General features: G+C 68.7%; 17 protein-coding genes and 1 pseudogene. All 18 read left to right on the forward strand.

The annotated features are described in order from the left end of the window. Positions 1 to 73 precede the first annotated feature (73 nt). The 18 genes and pseudogenes from ACWPN3_RS23650 to ccmI all read left to right on the forward strand — a co-directional run bounded on the left by ACWPN3_RS23650 (position 74) and on the right by ccmI (position 16933). A complete protein-coding gene (locus tag ACWPN3_RS23650; protein ID WP_492241334.1) occupies positions 74 to 847 on the forward strand; it encodes an RNA-binding protein in 774 nt (257 codons plus the stop codon). A gap of 21 nt (positions 848 to 868) precedes the next feature. Then, a complete protein-coding gene (gene infB, locus ACWPN3_RS23655; protein WP_492241335.1) occupies positions 869 to 3748 on the forward strand; it encodes a translation initiation factor IF-2 in 2880 nt (959 codons plus the stop codon). Positions 3749 to 3844: 96 nt separating this feature from the next. Continuing rightward, positions 3845 to 4168 carry a type II toxin-antitoxin system Phd/YefM family antitoxin gene (locus ACWPN3_RS23660; protein ID WP_492241336.1) on the forward strand — a complete coding sequence of 108 codons (324 nt, stop codon included), beginning with the start codon at positions 3845 to 3847 and terminating at the stop codon, positions 4166 to 4168. Next, positions 4147 to 4542 (forward strand): type II toxin-antitoxin system VapC family toxin, encoded by a 396-nt coding sequence (locus ACWPN3_RS23665; RefSeq protein ID WP_492241337.1) that lies wholly within the window; start codon positions 4147 to 4149, stop codon positions 4540 to 4542. The genes ACWPN3_RS23660 and ACWPN3_RS23665 overlap by 22 nt, the downstream gene beginning before the upstream one ends. 49 nt (positions 4543 to 4591) lie before the next feature. Further along, positions 4592 to 5118, forward strand: a pseudogene (rbfA, locus tag ACWPN3_RS23670) (30S ribosome-binding factor RbfA); the annotation flags it as partial. A 95-nt stretch (positions 5119 to 5213) separates the two neighbouring features. Next, complete coding sequence (gene truB / locus ACWPN3_RS23675) at positions 5214 to 6155, forward strand: tRNA pseudouridine(55) synthase TruB (RefSeq protein ID WP_109096059.1); 942 nt, start codon at positions 5214 to 5216, stop codon at positions 6153 to 6155. A 14-nt stretch (positions 6156 to 6169) separates the two neighbouring features. Further along, a complete protein-coding gene (gene rpsO / locus ACWPN3_RS23680) occupies positions 6170 to 6439 on the forward strand; it encodes a 30S ribosomal protein S15 (RefSeq protein ID WP_109096058.1) in 270 nt (89 codons plus the stop codon). 378 nt (positions 6440 to 6817) lie between these two features. After that, positions 6818 to 8929, forward strand: a complete 2112-nt coding sequence (gene pnp / locus ACWPN3_RS23685) for a polyribonucleotide nucleotidyltransferase (RefSeq protein ID WP_109096057.1) — start codon at positions 6818 to 6820, stop codon at positions 8927 to 8929. 136 nt (positions 8930 to 9065) lie between these two features. After that, positions 9066 to 9776: a helix-turn-helix transcriptional regulator gene (locus ACWPN3_RS23690; RefSeq protein ID WP_492241338.1), complete on the forward strand. Its 711-nt coding sequence runs from the start codon at positions 9066 to 9068 to the stop codon at positions 9774 to 9776. A gap of 106 nt (positions 9777 to 9882) precedes the next feature. Further along, entirely contained in the window at positions 9883 to 10314 is a 432-nt protein-coding gene (locus ACWPN3_RS23695) for a VOC family protein (RefSeq protein WP_492241339.1), read from the forward strand. Then, entirely contained in the window at positions 10311 to 10766 is a 456-nt protein-coding gene (locus ACWPN3_RS23700) for an EVE domain-containing protein (RefSeq protein ID WP_492241340.1), read from the forward strand. Before ACWPN3_RS23695 ends, ACWPN3_RS23700 begins: the two co-directional genes overlap by 4 nt. 234 nt (positions 10767 to 11000) lie before the next feature. Then, complete coding sequence (locus tag ACWPN3_RS23705; RefSeq protein ID WP_109096053.1) at positions 11001 to 11759, forward strand: heme ABC transporter permease; 759 nt, start codon at positions 11001 to 11003, stop codon at positions 11757 to 11759. A 5-nt stretch (positions 11760 to 11764) separates the two neighbouring features. After that, the gene (gene ccmD / locus ACWPN3_RS23710) at positions 11765 to 11998 is read left to right on the forward strand and encodes a heme exporter protein CcmD (protein ID WP_492241341.1); all 234 of its coding nucleotides are present in this window, start codon (positions 11765 to 11767) and stop codon (positions 11996 to 11998) included. Further along, positions 11995 to 12459 (forward strand): cytochrome c maturation protein CcmE, encoded by a 465-nt coding sequence (ccmE, locus tag ACWPN3_RS23715; RefSeq protein ID WP_098740916.1) that lies wholly within the window; start codon positions 11995 to 11997, stop codon positions 12457 to 12459. The genes ccmD and ccmE overlap by 4 nt, the downstream gene beginning before the upstream one ends. A gap of 7 nt (positions 12460 to 12466) precedes the next feature. Beyond that, entirely contained in the window at positions 12467 to 14473 is a 2007-nt protein-coding gene (locus ACWPN3_RS23720; protein ID WP_492241342.1) for a heme lyase CcmF/NrfE family subunit, read from the forward strand. A 14-nt stretch (positions 14474 to 14487) separates the two neighbouring features. Next, positions 14488 to 15042 (forward strand): DsbE family thiol:disulfide interchange protein, encoded by a 555-nt coding sequence (locus ACWPN3_RS23725; RefSeq protein WP_109096050.1) that lies wholly within the window; start codon positions 14488 to 14490, stop codon positions 15040 to 15042. After that, a complete protein-coding gene (locus tag ACWPN3_RS23730; RefSeq protein WP_492241343.1) occupies positions 15042 to 15515 on the forward strand; it encodes a cytochrome c-type biogenesis protein in 474 nt (157 codons plus the stop codon). The genes ACWPN3_RS23725 and ACWPN3_RS23730 overlap by 1 nt, the downstream gene beginning before the upstream one ends. Continuing rightward, the gene (gene ccmI, locus ACWPN3_RS23735; protein ID WP_492241344.1) at positions 15515 to 16933 is read left to right on the forward strand and encodes a c-type cytochrome biogenesis protein CcmI; all 1419 of its coding nucleotides are present in this window, start codon (positions 15515 to 15517) and stop codon (positions 16931 to 16933) included. The genes ACWPN3_RS23730 and ccmI overlap by 1 nt, the downstream gene beginning before the upstream one ends. Positions 16934 to 16945: the final 12 nt, after the last annotated feature.

The following is a 16945-nucleotide window of genomic DNA, read 5'->3' on the forward strand; positions in this document are numbered from 1 at the left end:
CGGCAGCAATGCCGGTTGGAACTGCGCCCGAGAGGAACGATTATTCGGGACCGCGCGAGCGGATGACGATCGGATGACCGAACGGAACGACGAACGGACACCGACCGCCGCCGCGGATGCGGTGCCGGAACAGGATTTGGCACAGGACGACGGTGCCGGTACGGACCGCCTGCCGGCCGACGACGAGAAGGGGCCTCTGCGCCGCTGCATCGCGTCGGGCACGGTGGGGCCGAAGGAGAGCATGATCCGCTTCGTGATCGGCCCCGACGGCGAGGTGGTTCCGGACCTGGAGGAACGTCTGCCCGGCCGCGGCCTTTGGGTCACGGCCGACCGGGATGCCCTGGCGAAGGCCATGGGTAAATCCGTTTTCGCCAAAGCGGCCCGCCGGGCGGTGAAAGTACCGCCCGATCTGGCCCAGAGGCTGGAACGGCTGCTGGAACGTCGGTGTCTGCACGCGTTGGGCCTTGCCCGCCGTGCCGGCCACGTCCTGGCGGGATACGAGAAGGTGCGCGAGGCGTTGAGGGCCAACCAGGTCGGCCGTGCGGGTCCCCCGCCGGCCCTGCTGGTGGAAGCCGCGGACGGCTCGCTGGACCAGCGCGGCAAGGTGACGGCGCTCGCGCCGTCGCTGCCGGTGATCGACCTCTTCCAGTCCCCGGCCTTGGCCGCGGCGCTGGGACGCGATCACGCGGTGCACGCCGTGGTGGCGCGGGGCAGGCTGGCCGCAGGGCTGGCCCGCGATGCGGCACGCCTGAGAGGGCTGAAAGGTCCCCAAGGGGACCAGGATGCGCACCAGGATTCTGATAAGGGCTTGGGAGTTGGCAATACGGCCGGCCGGCCTGCGATGTAACGTCTGACCATTCGGGAACCGATGACCGACAGCAACGACCAGGACCAGAAGAAAGTCTTGCACCTAACCGGCGCCAGCAAAGGAAAGCTGGAGTCGAAGAAGCCGGTCGAGACCCAGGTCCGGCAGAGCTTCTCCCATGGCCGGTCAAAAGCGGTGACCGTAGAGGTCAAGCGCAAGCGTCATGTTGAAAAGGGCGCCGTGCCCGGCGTTGCCGACGGCGGCGCCGCCGCGCGTCAAGCTGCCCAGGGCCTGCCCATGCGCGGTGCGCAGGGCCAGCGCCCCCGTGGCGGCGGTGCCCCTGCCGGGCGCCAGCTGACCCGCGAGGAGCTGGAATCCCGCCTGCGTGCGCTTCGTGGCGCCGCGGCGTTCGAGGAACAGCGCCGGATCGACGCCGAGGAAGACGCGGCCCGCGCTGAAGCCCGCGCCGCCGAAGCCGCCGCCCGTGCCGCCGAAGAGGCGGCATCCGCCCCAGCCGACACCGCCGAAGCCGCCGCCCCGGCTGCCGCTCCCGCCGCGTCCGATGCTGCGGCATCGGCCACGCCGGACATGCCGCCGATCATTCTGGATGCCGACACCCTGCGCCAGCGCGAGCTGGACGAGATGCGTGCCATTCAGGAGGAGGATCGCAAGATCGCCGCCGAGGCCGAACGCCGCCGCAAGGAGGAAGAGGCCAAGCGCAAGGAAGCCGAGGACGCCAAGCGCCGCGACGCCGAACCGGCGCCCCGCCGTGACGGTGCCCGCGATGGCGGCCGTGACGGTGCAGCACCCCGCGACGGTGCGCGTCCGGCCGGTGCCCGCCCGGGTGCCGACCAGCGCCCCGGCGGTGCCGCCGCCCGTCCCGCCGCCGACGCCGCTCCCGGCCGCACCCTGCCGGGCGTCGGCGCCCCGCCGGCCCGCGCCGAGGAAGAGGACGACAACCGCCGCAAGGGTGGCCGCGGCGGCGCTCCCGCCAAGGCCGCGCCGGCCCGTCCGGCCGCCAAGGCTCCCGCCGGCGCCGACCGCCGCAAGGGCACCAAGCTGACCGTCTCGCAAGCGCTCAGCGACGACGGCAGCGACCGCACCCGGTCGCTGGCCGCGGTGCGCCGTGCCCGCGAACGTGAACGCCTGCGCCAGATGAGCCGCCAGGAGACCGCCAAGGTCACCCGCGACGTCGTCCTGCCGGAGGTCATCACGGTCCAGGAGTTGGCCAACCGCATGGCCGAGCGTGGCGCCGACGTCATCAAGGCGCTGATGCGCATGGGCGTGATGGCGACCATCAACCAGACCATCGACGCCGACACCGCCGAGCTGCTGATCACCGAGTTCGGTCACCGCGTCCGCCGCGTGTCGGAGTCCGACGTCGAGATCGGCCTGCGTGCCACCGAGGAAGAGGGCGCCATCCTGGTGTCCCGTCCCCCGGTCGTCACCATCATGGGCCACGTCGACCACGGCAAGACCTCACTGCTCGACGCGCTGCGCCAGACCGACGTGGTGTCGGGCGAGGCCGGCGGCATCACCCAGCACATCGGCGCCTATCAGGTGCAGCTGGAGTCGGGTGCGAAGATCACCTTCATCGACACGCCGGGCCACGCCGCCTTCACTGAGATGCGTGCCCGCGGCGCCAACGTCACCGACGTGGTCGTGCTGGTGGTCGCCGCCAACGACGGCGTCATGCCGCAGACGATCGAGGCCATCCGCCACGCCAAGGCGGCCAAGGTTCCGATCATCGTCGCCATCAACAAGTGCGACCTGCCCGATGCCAAGCCGGAGCGCGTCCGCCAGGAACTGCTCCAGCACGAGCTGGTGGTCGAGGAGATGGGCGGCGACGTGCTCGACGTCGAGGTGTCGGCCAAGGCCAAGCGCAACCTGAGCAAGCTGGAAGAGGCCATCCTGCTCCAGGCCGAAATCCTGGAGCTGCGGGCCAACCCCGAGCGTGCCGCCGAAGGCGTCGTCATCGAGGCGAAGCTGGAGCGTGGCCGCGGTTCGGTCGCCACCGTGCTGGTCCAGCGCGGCACGCTGAAGGTCGGCGACGTGTTCGTCACCGGCGCCGAGTGGGGCCGCGTCCGCGCCCTGATCAACGACCGCGGCCAGAACGTCAACGAGGCGGCCCCGGCCGTGCCCGTCGAGGTCCTGGGCCTGAACGGCACGCCGATGGCCGGCGACGACTTCTCCGTCGTCGAGTCCGAGGCCCGTGCCCGCGAGATCGCCGAGTTCCGCCAGCGCAAGAAGCGCGAAGCGGCGGTGGCGGCCTCGGCCCGCGGTTCGCTGCAGGACATGTTCAGCCGCATCCAGGCCGGCGAGGCCAAGGAACTGCCGGTCGTCATCAAGGGCGACGTGCAGGGCTCGATCGAAGCCATCGCCAGCTCGCTGGAGAAGCTCACGGCCGAGAACACCGAGGTCAAGGTCCGCGTCCTGCACAACTCGGTCGGTGCGATCAACGAGTCCGACATCACGCTGGCCAATGCGTCCAACGCGATGATCATCGGCTTCAACGTCCGCGCCAACCCGCAGGCCCGCGACCTCGCCAAGCGCGACGGCGTCGAAATCCGCTACTACTCGATCATCTACAACGTGATCGACGACGTGAAGGCGGCGCTGACCGGTCTGTTGTCTCCGACGCTGCGGGAACGCTTCATCGGCTACGCGACCATCCGCGAGGTGTTCAACATCACGAAGGTCGGCAAGGTCGCCGGTTGTATGGTCACGCAGGGCACCGTCAAGCGCGGCGCCGGCGTCCGCCTGCTGCGCGACAACGTCGTCATTCACGAAGGCACGCTCAAGACGCTCAAGCGCTTCAAGGACGAGGTCAAGGACGTCCGCGAGGGTTACGAGTGCGGCATGGCCTTCGAGAACTACGACAACATCCAGGCCGGCGATCAGATCGAAGCCTTCGAGATCGACGAAATCGCTCGCGAGCTTTGAGACCGACGGTCCGCCCGGCCCCTCCCGGTGTTTTACCGGACGGGGCCGGGCGGTTCGTTTTTCGGACGAGAGGTGATGCCACCTGGAGGTGACGCTATGGATCGCATTCCGCTATCCGAAGCCGACGGGCATATGGCCGAACTGATCGACCGGGTGGAGAATGACGAGGAGATCGTCATTCTTCGCGATGGGAAACCTGCGGTCAGGCTGGTGCCCGTCGCGGAAGGCCCCCTCGCGGAAGACGGAGTGTCCGCGCCGACGCCGTCCGGCAAGCGGCCGGTGCGGTTCGGCTTCGCCAAGGGACAAATCCGGATCGCCGACGATTTCGACGCTCCGCTGCCCGACGACCTGCTGAAGAGCTTCTACGGTCTCGCTCCGGACGAGGAGTGGCCGGATCAGTGGAAAGGGATGCCGGGGTGAGGCTGCTGCTCGACAGTCATGTGCTGCTGTGGCTGGCGACCGATGACCCGAAGCTCGGTTCCGCCGTCCGGACCGTGATCGCCGACGGTTCCAACACCGTGCTGGCGAGCATCGCGTCGCTCTGGGAACTCACCATCAAGTCCAGCTTCGGAAAACTGACCTTGCCCGCCGGGTTCCATCGCCTTCTGGTCGAAAACGGTCTGACGATCCATGCAATCGACGTCCGTCACATCGACCGGCTGGACCATCTGCCCCGGCATCACGGCGACCCCTTCGACCGGATGCTGATCGCCCAGGCCCAGGCCGATGGCCTGACTCTGGTCAGCGCCGACCGAACCATCAGACTTTACGACGTGCCCGTTCTCTGGTCCTGACACCGGTCAGGCCGCCGCGGGCGCCAGACATCGACGAAAGACACGTACCATGGCCAGCAAGAAGCGCGGCGCGTTCATCGCCGGCAAGCCCCCGTCCCAACGGCAACTGCGCGTCGGCGAGGAGGTGCGCCACGCCCTTGCCGACCTGTTCCGCCGCGGGGACTTCCACGATCCGGAACTGGCCTCGCTGAACGTCACGGTCACCGAGGTGCGGATCAGCCCCGACCTGTCCAATGCCACCGTCTTCTATGCGACGCTGGGCGGCGAGCGGATGGAGGAGGCCCAGGTCGCCCTGAAGCGGGCCGCCGCCTTCCTGCGCGGGCAGGTCGCGCGCATGGTCAACCTGCGCCACGCCCCGACGCTGAGCTTCGAGGGCGACACCTCCTTCGACTACGCCCACCGCATCGACAGCATCCTGCACAGCCCGGAGGTCGCCCGCGACCTGAGCGGCCATCCGCTGGGCCGCGTCAATGGCGACGACGACCACGACGAGGACGAGGACGACTCCTGGGACGAGGAGGGCGACGAAGAGGGGGATGAGGACGGCGACGACCTCGGCCCCGACGAGACGGACGAGGACGACGATCTCGACGACGACCGCGCCATGCTCGACGACGAGGACAAGGGCGGGGACAAGAGCGGGGACAAGGACGAGAGCCGGGGCGGCCGTCGTGGCTCGTAAGCGCAAGGGCACGCCGATCCATGGCTGGGTGGTGCTGGACAAGCCGGAAGGCATGACCTCCACCCAGGCGCTGTCGAAGGTGCGCCGCCTGCTGAACGCCGAGAAGGCCGGGCATGGCGGCACGCTGGACCCGCTGGCGACCGGCATCCTGCCGATCGCGCTGGGCGAGGCGACCAAGACCGTGTCCTACGCCATGGACGGTGCCAAGACCTACCGCTTCTCCATCCGCTGGGGCGAGCGCACCAGCACCGACGACCGCGAGGGCGAGGTGATCGCCCGCTCGGACCACCGTCCGGCGACCGAGGCGATCCGCGCCGCCCTGCCCGCTTTCCTGGGCGAGATCCAGCAGGTGCCGCCGCAGTTCTGCGCCATCAAGATCGACGGCGAGCGCGCCTACGACATCGCGCGCGAAGGCGATGCGGTCGATCTGGCCGCCCGCACCGTGCGCATCGACCGCTTCGAGCTGGTCGAGGAACCGGACGCCGACCATGCGGTGTTCGAGGTCGATTGCGGCAAGGGCACCTATGTCCGCTCGCTGGCGCGCGACCTGTCGGAAGCGCTCGGCACGGTCGGCCATGTCGGGCTTCTGCGCCGCCTGCGCGTCGGCTCCTTCACGCTGGAGCGCGCGATTTCCCTGGACGAACTGGCCGCCATGGAGCAAGGTGCGGCCGTCGAACGACTTCTGTTGCCGATCGAGACCGCGCTGGACGACATCCCGGCGCTGGCCCTGACGGAAGCGGAAGCGCACCGACTGAGGCACGGCCAGACGGTCGCTCTCCTCACCCGGCAGGATCGTGAACGCCTGATGGCGCTTCAGGGTGCTGACGGTGGGGATGGCACCGTCATTGCGCTTTTCGGCGGAACGCCGGTGGCGTTGGCCCGTGTCGAGGGGGCGGAGGTCCGTCCGGTGCGCGTGCTCAACCTCACGTGATTTAGGAGACCCCGATGTCGATTACGCCCGAGCGCAAGCAAGAGCTGATCAAGGAATTTTCCCGCGGCACCAACGACACCGGTTCGCCCGAGGTCCAGGTGTCGATCCTGACGGAGCGCATCAGCAACCTGACGGATCACCTGAAGGGCCACAAGAAGGACTTCCACTCCCGCCGTGGTCTGCTGGTGATGGTCGGTCAGCGCCGCCGTTTGCTCGACTATCTGAAGAAGAAGGATCACTCACGCTACGCCGCTCTGATCGAGCGTCTGGGCCTGCGCCGCTAACGGCTGCGCCGTCCCGCTGACGGGTTCGGGTTCCCCCGGCCGGCCACCCCGGCCGGGGGCTTCCCCCGGAAGCCGGCGGGACCACGGACGTCGGATATGGGCGTCGAACATCGAAGTCCTCGTTCACCTGTACCGTTCCGGAACACCTCATTGGTTATTGGCAATAGAAACTGGATCTTGAGCGTTTCGTGATGGACAGGCCGGCCCGATCATTCGGGGACCGGCCTTTTTTGCATTCACGCCACTTCTATCTCGATTCGTTTGGTGCTGTTGTCGAACACCGTCATTTCAGTTTTCTCGCGGGGTCCTACGACCGATGGCCCCGGCCTTGGGCGGCAATCCGGCCGTTGCAGGGTGTCGGATGGAAGGAAAGAATCCATGTTCACTGTTCATCGCAAGGAAATCGAGTGGGGCGGCCGCAAGCTGGTCCTGGAAACGGGCAAGATCGCCCGCCAGGCCAACGGCGCGGTTCTGGTCACCTATGGTGACACCACCGTCCTGTGCACCGCCGTCGCCGCCAAGGCGCCGAAGCCGGGCGTCGATTTCTTCCCGCTGACCGTCAATTACCAGGAAAAGGCGTTCGCGGCCGGCAAGATCCCCGGCGGCTTCTTCAAGCGCGAAGGCCGTCCGACCGAGAAGGAAACGCTGGTCAGCCGCCTGATCGACCGTCCGATCCGTCCGCTGTTCGCCGACGGCTTCCGCAACGAGACCCAGGTCGTCTGCACCGTGCTGAGCCACGATCTGGAGAACGATCCGGACATCGTCGCGATGGTCGGCGCGTCCGCCGCGCTGACGATCTCCGGCATCCCGTTCCTGGGTCCGATCGCCGCCGCCCGCGTCGGCTACAAGAACGGCCAGTACATCCTGAACCCGACCCGGGACGAGGTCGGCGACAGCGATCTGGATCTGGTCGTCGCCGGCACCGTCGAAGGCGTGCTGATGGTCGAATCGGAAGCCAAGGAGCTGACCGAAGAGGTCATGCTGGGCGCCGTCATGTTCGGCCACACCAACTTCCAGCCGGTGATCAACCTGATCATCGACCTGGCCGAGGAAGCCGCCAAGGAGCCGTGGGACCTGCCGGAGCCGGCCTATGACCGCAAGGCCCTGAAGGCCCGCCTGCGCGAGACCGTCGGTGCCGCCGTCGAGGCCGCCTACACCGAGACGGTGAAGCAGAGCCGCTACGAGAAGGTCGGCGCCGCCAAGGCGAAGGCGCTCGAGACGCTGGCCGAGGAATTCGACGCCCAGTCCATCGGGTTCGAGTTCAAGGAACTGGAAGCCGACATCCTGCGCGGCGCCGTGCTCAAGACCGGCCGCCGCATCGACGGCCGCGACACCAAGACCGTGCGCCCGATCGTGTCGGAAGTCGGCGTGCTGCCGCGCGCCCACGGCTCGGCCCTGTTCACCCGCGGCGAGACCCAGGCGCTGGTCGTCACCACGTTGGGCACCAGCCAGGACGAGCAGATCATCGACGCGCTCGAGGGCGAGTACCGCGAGCACTTCATGCTGCACTACAACTTCCCCCCGTACTCGGTGGGTGAAGCCGGCCGCATGGGCAGCCCGGGCCGCCGCGAGATCGGCCACGGCAAGCTGGCGTGGCGCGCCATCCACCCGCTGCTGCCGAAGAAGGAAGACTTCCCCTACACGCTGCGCGTCGTGTCGGAAGTCACGGAGTCCAACGGCTCCTCCTCGATGGCCACCGTCTGCGGCACCTCGCTGTCGCTGATGGACGCCGGCGCGCCGCTGATCCGTCCGGTCGCCGGCATCGCCATGGGCCTGATCAAGGAAGACCACGGCTTCGCCGTCCTGTCGGACATCCTGGGTGACGAAGACCACCTGGGCGACATGGACTTCAAGGTCGCCGGCACCGAGGTCGGCGTCACCGCGCTGCAGATGGACATCAAGATCACCTCGATCACCGAGGAGATCATGAAGATCGCGCTGGGCCAGGCCAAGGACGGCCGCCTGCACATCCTCGGCGAGATGTCGAAGGCGCTGACCGGCGCCCGCGAAGGCGTCAACGAGAACGCCCCGCGCATCACCGTCATCAACATCCCGAAGGAGAAGATCCGCGACGTGATCGGCTCCGGCGGCAAGGTGATCCGCGAGATCGTCGAGCAGACCGGCGCCAAGATCGACATCGAGGACGACGGCACCGTCAAGGTCTCGGCCGTCGACCAGAAGAAGTCGGACGCCGCCATCGAGTGGATCAAGGGCATCGTCGCCGAGCCGGAGATGAACGTCGTCTACACCGGCAAGGTGGTGAAGGTCGTCGATTTCGGCGCCTTCGTGAACTTCCTGGGTTCGCGCGACGGCCTCGTCCACATCTCCGAACTGGCGCAGCAGCGCGTCGGCAAGGTGTCGGACGTCGTGTCGCAGGGTGACTCGGTTAAGGTCAAGGTCATCGGCTTCGACGACCGCGGCAAGGTCAAGCTGTCGATGAAGCAGGTCGACCAGGCCACCGGCGAGGACCTGACCAAGAAGGCGGAGTGATCCGCCGGTAAGGTTCGGGAACGCCGGGCAACCGCCCGGCGGGACCTGCCATGAACAGGGGCGCTTCCCATCGGGGAGCGCCTCTTTGTCATTTTAGGTGTCATTATGGGCACCCTTCCCTCTTCCGCAGTTCCCGATGTCCCGCGCCGAACGTCTCCTCGATCTGATGCAGGTTCTGCGGCGGCATCGCCAGCCGGTCAGCGGCAAGTCGCTTGCCGGCGAACTGGGGGTCAGTCTGCGCACGCTCTACCGCGACATCGCCACGCTGCAGGCGCAGGGCGCGATGATCGAGGGGGAGCCGGGGGTCGGATATCTGCTGCGCGCCGGCTTCCTGCTGCCGCCGCTGATGTTCACCGAGGAGGAGGTCGAGGCGCTGGTGCTGGGCTCGCGCTGGGTGGTGGAGCGCGGCGACAGCCGGCTGGGCGGGGCGGCGCGCAACGCGCTCGCCAAGATCGCCGCGGTGCTGCCGCCGGACAAGCGCGAGGGGCTGGACGGCTCGGCCCTGCTGATCGGTCCGGGCGAGCCCATCGCCGGAGGCGATAACAATGTTTCGGCGGGAGATGCGGAGCTGGCGACCATCCGCGGCGCGATCCGCGGGGAGCGCAAGCTGGAGATCGCCTATCGCGACCGCGACGGGTCGGAGAGCCGGCGCACCGTCTGGCCCTTCGCGCTGGGCTTCTTCGACCGGGTGCGGGTGATGGTGGCGTGGTGCGAACTGCGCCAGTCCTTCCGCCATTTCCGCACCGACCGCATCCTGGCGCTGACCGCCAGCGAGACCCGCTATCCCCGCCGCCGGCAGGCGATGCTGAAGGAGTGGCGGGCGGCGGAGGGCATTCCGCAACGATGACAGGATGCTGACGGAAACTGTCAGCATGCCGGCCTAGTCTTGGCTTTGCCGGTGAGGGCGCCGAACGGAACCGCCCCACCCCAATCCTTCAAGACCGGAGCCGACCATGCCCGCCACCCAGACCGTCAGCAAAGCCGCCGCCCTCGCCCTCGATTTCGTCCTGCTCTATGTCGACAACCCGGCCGCCAGCGCCGCCTTCTATGCCGACCTGCTGGGCCGCAAGCCGGTGGAGGCCTCCCCCACCTTCGCCATGTTCAAGGCGGGCAACGGGCTGATGCTGGGCCTGTGGTCGCGCCACTCGGTGGAGCCGGCGGCGACCGCGCCCGGCGGCGGCGAGATCGCCTTCACCGTCGCCGACGAGGCGGTAGTGCGCGACCTGCACGCCGACTGGAGCGCCCGCGGCCTGACCATCCTGCAACCCCCGACCGCGATGGATTTCGGTCATACCTTCGTTGCACAGGACCCGGACGGCCATCGCCTGCGTGTGTTCGCGCCCAATCAGGGTGAGGAAGCCCAGTCCGAACAGGTGCGGTCGTGAGCGGCGGCACAGACACCGGTGCCTGGATCGCCGTGGCCAGCGCCGAGCATGTCCGGCGCGGACGGGCCGGCGGCTTCATGCAGGTCTGCCACGGCAAGGCGGCCCCGCTGCGGCGGATCCGGGCGGGCGACCGGGTGGCGTACTACTCCCCCACCGACCGGTTCGGGGCGGCAGACGGGCTGAAGTCCTTCACCGCCATCGGCGCCATCCTGCCGGGCGAGCCCTACCGCTTCGACATGGGCGGCGGCTTCATCCCCTTCCGTCGCGACGTGTCCTGGTGGCCGGCGGAGGAGGCGCCGATCCAACCGCTGCTGGACCGGCTGGAGCTGACCGCCGGGGTGCGGAACTGGGGCTATCCCTTCCGCTTCGGCCTGCTGCCGGTCAGCCTGCGCGACTTCGACCTGATCGCGGAGGCGATGGGGGTGGCGGCGCAGAAGGCGATGGCGGCCTGATCGGGAAAAAATCACCGGGGCGCGGCGGATGAAACGCCCCGCCTCCGGCGTCCCACACCGGGGAATACGGGCGCCGCCGGAGGTCCGGGGCGCCTGATACCTTGGTGTCAGAGTACAAACGAATGGCGGATCGGCCTGACCGAGATCAAGGCGAAACCCCTCGCAGTCCGTCATACATGCGCTTATATCGTCCGCAAGCCTGACCAAGGTCACCTGTACCGGGGCCATCGTTCCATGCATCGTTTCGCCAACCCCGCCCGCTTCCTGCGCCTGTCGGCCCTGCTGTTGCCGTGGTGCGCCGGGGCGACCGTGATCCTGACGATCCTCGGTCTGTGGTTCAGCCTGTTCAGCTCGCCGCCCGACTATCAGCAGGGCGAGACGGTGCGGATCATGTACATCCATGTCCCCGCCGCCTGGATGAGCCTGTTCGTCTACACCAACATGGCCATCGCCGCGGCTTGCGGCCTGGTGTGGAAGCACCCGCTGGCCGATTTGTTCGCCAAGGCCGCCGCCCCCATCGGCGCCGGCTTCACCTTCGTCTGCCTGGTGACCGGGTCGCTGTGGGGGGCGCCGATGTGGGGAACCTGGTGGGTGTGGGACGCCCGGCTGACCAGCGTGCTGATCCTGTTCTTCCTCTATCTCGGCTACATGGCCCTGGTGAACGCCTTCGACGATCCGCAGCGCGGCATGAAGGCGGGCAACGTCCTGCTGCTGGTCGGCATCGTCAACGTGCCGATCATCAAGTTCTCGGTCGACTGGTGGAACACGCTGCACCAGCCGGCCAGCGTCGTGCGGATGGGCGGTCCCAGCATCGACCCCAGCATGCTGACACCGCTGCTGGTGATGGCCGGCGCCTTCACCGCCTATTTCCTGTCGGTGGTGCTGCTGCGCGTGCGCACCGAGATCGCCCAGCGCAAGATCCAGACGCTGCGGCTGGCAGTCGCCGGCGGGGTTGCTGGCGATGGTACCGTCCATGACGGGATGCGGGGGTAAGGACGATGAGCGAATTCCTCCATATGGGCGGGTATGCCGCCTATGTCTGGCCGGCCTACGGCATCGCCACCCTCGTGCTGCTGGGGCTGCTGGTCGCCACCTGGAAGGGGCTGCGCAACGCCGAGGCGACGCTGAAGGCGCTGGAAAGCGCCCGGCCCGCCCGCCGCCGCACCCGCAATGCCGGCCGCAAGATGGCCGATCAGAGCGCCGGAAGACCGGCGGAAGCGAGCGAAGGATGACCCGCAAGAAACGCCGCCTTTATATGCTGGGCCTCGCCCTTCTCGGGCTGGGTTCGGCGACCGCCCTGGCGCTGACCGCCTTCCAGGACAACATCGTCTTCTTCTACAGCCCGAGCCAGCTGCAGACGCAGCAGGTCGGCGACCGCAATTTCCGCCTGGGCGGGCTGGTCGAGGAAGGCAGCGTCCAGAAGCAGCCGGACGGCGTCACCACCGCCTTCCGCGTCACCGACACCGCCCACACCGTGGATGTCCGCTATCGCGGCCAGCTGCCCGACCTGTTCCGCGAGGGCCAGGGCGTGGTGGCGGAGGGCCGGATGACCGGCGGCGTCTTCGTCGCGCGCGAGGTGCTGGCCAAGCATGACGAGAACTACATGCCGCCCGAGGTGTCGGAGGCCCTGAAGCAGGCCGGCGTCTACAAGAACCCGGCGGAGTCCGCGACGAAGACCGCGAAGAAGGAGTAGCGGACCCGTGATCCCCGAACTCGGCCATTACGCGCTGGTGCTGGCGCTGTTCGTCGCGCTGGTGCAGTCGGTGCCGCCGCTGGTCGGCGCCGCCACCCGCAACGGCGCCTGGATGAACGTCGCGGTGCCGGCGGCCATCGCCCAGATGCTGCTGGTGCTGCTGTCCTACGCGGCGCTGACCTGGGCGCATGTGGTGTCCGATTTCAGCGTGCTGAACGTGGTGCAGAACAGCCACTCGGCCAAGCCGATGCTTTACAAGGTGTCGGGCGTCTGGGGCAACCACGAGGGCTCGATGATGCTGTGGATCGTCATGCTGACGATCTTCGGCGCCGCCGTCGCCCTGTTCGGGCGCAATTTGCCGCCGACGCTGAAGGCACGCGTGCTGGCGGTCCAGGGGCTGATCGGGGTCGGCTTCCTGCTGTTCATCCTGATCACGTCGAACCCCTTCATCCGCGTGATTCCGGCGCCCATCGACGGCAACGATTTGAACCCGCTGTTGCAGGACCCCGGCCTCGCCTTCCACCCACCCTTCCTCTATGCGGGATATGTCGGCTTCTCGATGGCCTTCTCCTTCGCCGTCGCAGCATTGATCGAGGGGCGGGTCGATCCCGCCTGGGCGCGCTGGGTGCGGCCCTGGACGCTGGCGGCCTGGTCGACCCTGACCATGGGCATCGCCATGGGCTCCTGGTGGGCCTATTACGAGCTGGGCTGGGGCGGCTGGTGGTACTGGGACCCGGTCGAGAACGCCTCCTTCATGCCCTGGCTGGCCGGCACCGCCCTGCTGCATTCGGCAATCGTGGTGGAGAAGCGCGACGCGCTGAAGAGCTGGACCATCCTGCTGGCCATCGTCACCTTCTCGCTGTCGCTGATGGGCACCTTCCTGGTGCGCTCCGGCATCCTGACCTCGGTCCACGCCTTCGCCGTCGATCCCAAGCGCGGCATCTTCATCCTGGTTCTGCTGGCGATCGCCACCGGCGGCTCGCTGCTGCTCTACAGCCTGCGGGCGCCGACGCTGAAGGCGGGCGGGCTGTTCGCGCCGATCAGCCGCGAAGGCGCGCTGGTGTTGAACAACCTGCTGCTGTCGACCGCGACGGCGACGGTGTTCATCGGCACGCTCTATCCGCTGTTCCTCGACATCCTGAAGCTGGGCAAGGTGTCGGTCGGCGCCCCCTTCTTCAACGCCACCTTCGTGCCGGTCGCCATCCCGATGGTGATCGCCATGGTCGTCGGCCCCTATCTGTCCTGGAAGCGGGCGGATCTGGGAGCCGCGCTGACCCGGCTGTGGGTGGCCGGCGTCGCCGTGGTGGCCGCCGTCGCCGTCACCGCCTATGTCAAGGCGGGCAGCGGCCCGCTGCTGGCGCTGGTCGGCATCGGGCTTGCCGCCTGGGCCTTCGTCGGCTCGCTGGTCGAGTTCGCCGACCGCATCGCCCTGTTCCGCACCTCGTTCAAGAACAGCTGGAACCGCGCCGTGCATCTGCCGCGCAGCGCCTGGGGCATGACCATCGCCCATGCCAGCATCGGCCTGTCGATCCTCGGCATGACCGGAACCTCGGCTTGGCAGACGGAATCGATCACGGCGATGAGACCGGGCGACCGGGCCAGCGTCGCCGGCTACGAGTTCCAGTTCGACGGCGTCGGGCTGGTCGACGGCCCGAACTTCAAGGCGGAGCGCGGCACCTTCACGGTGACGAAGGACGGCCAGCGCATCGCCACGCTGGAGCCGGAACGCCGCAGCTACAGCACCACCCGCATGACCACCACGGAATCGGCCATCCACACCACGGTCCTCTCCGACCTGTATGTGGCGCTGGGCGACCCGACGCAGAACGGCACCGCCTGGATCGTCCGCATCTACCACCACCCGCTGGTGCCGTGGATCTGGATCGGCGGCGTCGGCATGATGCTGGGCGGGCTGGTCAGCCTGACCGACCGCCGCTTCCGCATCGGCGCGCCGGAACGCCGCCGCACGGCCGGAAAGACCGGTGGCAAGTCGGCTCCGCTGCCGGCCGAATGAGGACACAAGACACCATGCGCCGCCTTCTGTACCTGCTGCCCTTCCTGCTCTTCATCGGGGTGGGCATCGCCTTCTACCTGGGGTTCGAGCGCGACCCGCGCGACATCCCGTCGGCCCTGATCGACAAGCCGGCCCCGACCTTCGACCTGCCCGCCATTCCGGGCCAGATGGTGCAGGGCCAGCCGGCCGCCAGCGGCCTGTCTTCGGCCAAGCTGGCCGGCGACGTGACGCTGGTGAACGTCTTCGCCTCCTGGTGCATCCCCTGCAAGGCGGAGCATCCCGTCATCACCCGCCTGTCGCGCGAGCAGGGGGTGACGGTCTACGGAATCAACTACAAGGACAAGCCGGAGGATGCGCTGACCTGGCTGTCGCGCAACGGCAACCCCTATGCCGCCATCGGCGCCGACCAGGACGGCCGGGTGTCGATCGACTGGGGCGTCTATGGCGTGCCGGAGAGCTACCTGATCGACCGCAAGGGCCGCATCCGCTTCAAGCATGTCGGCCCGCTGACCCCGCAGGTGGTGGAGGAGCAGATCCTGCCGATGGTCAAGCATCTGAGGCAGGGCTGATGAAACGCTTCCTCCTCTCCGCCCTGCTGGCGCTGTCCGCGCTGTCTTCCCCCGCCCTGGCCGTCCAGCCGGACGAGGTGCTGCCGGATCCGGCGCTGGAGACCCGCGCCCGCACCATCAGCCAGGAGCTGCGCTGCCTCGTCTGCCAGAACCAGTCCATCGACGACAGCAACGCGCCGCTGGCCCGCGACCTGCGCGTTCTGGTGCGCGACCGGCTGAAGGCCGGCGACAGCGACGACAAGGTGATGGAGTACGTCACCGACCGCTACGGCGACTATGTGCTGCTGCGGCCGCCCTTCAAGGCGACGACGCTGGTGCTGTGGATCGGTCCCTTCGCCGTGCTGCTGCTGGGGGCGGCCGGCACCTTCCTGTTCCTGCGCGGGCGGCGCGGCGTGGCCGCCGGTGCCGACACCGCGCCCCTGAGCGCGGATGAGCGGCGGCGGCTGGACGCCCTGCTGCGGAAAGACGACTGATGCTGTTCTGGATTTTCGCCGCCGTCCTGACCGCGGCCGTGCTGCTGCTGCTCGTGCCGCCGCTTCTGCGCACGGCCGGATCCGGCCATGACCTTGTCCCTGGCCGCGAGGAGTTCGACCGCGAGGTCTACCGCGACCAGCTGGACGAGCTGGAGCGCGACCGCGCGCGCGGCCTGATCAACGACGCCCAGGCGGAAGCGGCCAGGGCGGAGATCGCCCGGCGCATGCTGGCGACCGCCGAGACGGGCGCGGCGACCGGCGGCGGCGCCGTCACCCCGCGCAGCGCCCGCGTCCTGGCGGTGCTGCTGGCGCTGGTGCTGCCGGTCGGCGCGCTTGCCGTCTATGGATCGGTCGGCCGTCCGGATCTGCCGGCGCAACCGCTGGCCTCGCGCAACATCGAGCAGGAGCGCGGCGGCCCGCCGAAGAGCGTGCTGGCGGCGATGGACAAGCTGAAGGCCCAGCTGGCCGAGAATCCCAGCGACATCCAGGGCTGGCTGATCCTGGGGCAGGCCTATGCCAAGATGGGCCGCAACGGCGATGCCGCCGACGCGCTGCGCCATGCCGTCGCCCTGAACCGGGACGATGTCGAGGTGCAGGGGCTGTTCGCCGAGACGCTGGTCTCGGCCAACGACGGCATGGTGCCGGAGGAGGCGGTGGCCGCCTTCGACGCCGTGCTGGCGAAGGAACCCAAGGACCCGCGCGCCCGCTTCTTCGCCGCCCTCGCCCGCTTCCAGGCCGGCGACCAGCAGGGGGCGCTGGACCGCTGGAGCGCGCTGATGGCGGAGTCCCCCGCCGATGCGCCGTGGGTGCCGGTGGTGCGCGACCAGATCCGCGAGGCGGCGGTGGCGCTGAACCTCGACCCCGCCAAGGTCACGCCGCAGCCGCTGCCGCCGGAGCAGAAGGAACAGCAGACGGCCCCGAACGCGCAGGCCCAGGCCAACCCCCAGGGCAACAACGCGGCGGGCCAGGACGAGATGATCCGCGGCATGGTCGCCACCCTCGCCGCCCGGCTGGACGCCGACCCAACGGATGTCGATGGCTGGTTGAATCTCGCCCGCTCCTACGGCGTGCTGGGCGACACCGCCAAGGCGCTGGACGCCGCCCGCAAGGCGCGCGAGCGGGCGCCGGACCGCGCCGACGTGCAGGTCGCCTACGCCAACGCCGTCTTGCAGAGCCAGCCGCGCAACGAGACGCCGAAGCCGCTGCCGGAAGAAGCCACGTCCGCCCTGCGGCTGGCGCTGAAGGTGGAGCCCGACAACAAGGATGCGCTGTGGCTGCTCGGCCTCGACGCCATGATGTCGGGGCACAAGGACGAGGCCGCCGCCCATTGGGGTAAGCTGATCGCCCAGTTCAAGCCGAGCGATCCGGAATACACTCTGTTGAAAGGACGTTTGGACGCGTTGAAGGCCGGCGGCTGACCCGCCGGACAA

The organism is Azospirillum sp. UENF 111221 (assembly GCF_058780625.1).

Coding starts and splice junctions, on each gene's coding strand:
- ACWPN3_RS23650 (WP_492241334.1), top strand. CDS start 74: ATGACCGAACGGAACGACGAACGGACACCGACCGCCGCCGCGGATGCG.
- infB (WP_492241335.1), top strand. CDS start 869: ATGACCGACAGCAACGACCAGGACCAGAAGAAAGTCTTGCACCTAACC.
- ACWPN3_RS23660 (WP_492241336.1), top strand. CDS start 3,845: ATGGATCGCATTCCGCTATCCGAAGCCGACGGGCATATGGCCGAACTG.
- rpsO (WP_109096058.1), top strand. CDS start 6,170: ATGTCGATTACGCCCGAGCGCAAGCAAGAGCTGATCAAGGAATTTTCC.
- pnp (WP_109096057.1), top strand. CDS start 6,818: ATGTTCACTGTTCATCGCAAGGAAATCGAGTGGGGCGGCCGCAAGCTG.
- ACWPN3_RS23690 (WP_492241338.1), top strand. CDS start 9,066: ATGTCCCGCGCCGAACGTCTCCTCGATCTGATGCAGGTTCTGCGGCGG.
- ACWPN3_RS23695 (WP_492241339.1), top strand. CDS start 9,883: ATGCCCGCCACCCAGACCGTCAGCAAAGCCGCCGCCCTCGCCCTCGAT.
- ACWPN3_RS23705 (WP_109096053.1), top strand. CDS start 11,001: ATGCATCGTTTCGCCAACCCCGCCCGCTTCCTGCGCCTGTCGGCCCTG.
- ccmD (WP_492241341.1), top strand. CDS start 11,765: ATGAGCGAATTCCTCCATATGGGCGGGTATGCCGCCTATGTCTGGCCG.
- ccmE (WP_098740916.1), top strand. CDS start 11,995: ATGACCCGCAAGAAACGCCGCCTTTATATGCTGGGCCTCGCCCTTCTC.
- ACWPN3_RS23725 (WP_109096050.1), top strand. CDS start 14,488: ATGCGCCGCCTTCTGTACCTGCTGCCCTTCCTGCTCTTCATCGGGGTG.
- ACWPN3_RS23730 (WP_492241343.1), top strand. CDS start 15,042: ATGAAACGCTTCCTCCTCTCCGCCCTGCTGGCGCTGTCCGCGCTGTCT.
- ccmI (WP_492241344.1), top strand. CDS start 15,515: ATGCTGTTCTGGATTTTCGCCGCCGTCCTGACCGCGGCCGTGCTGCTG.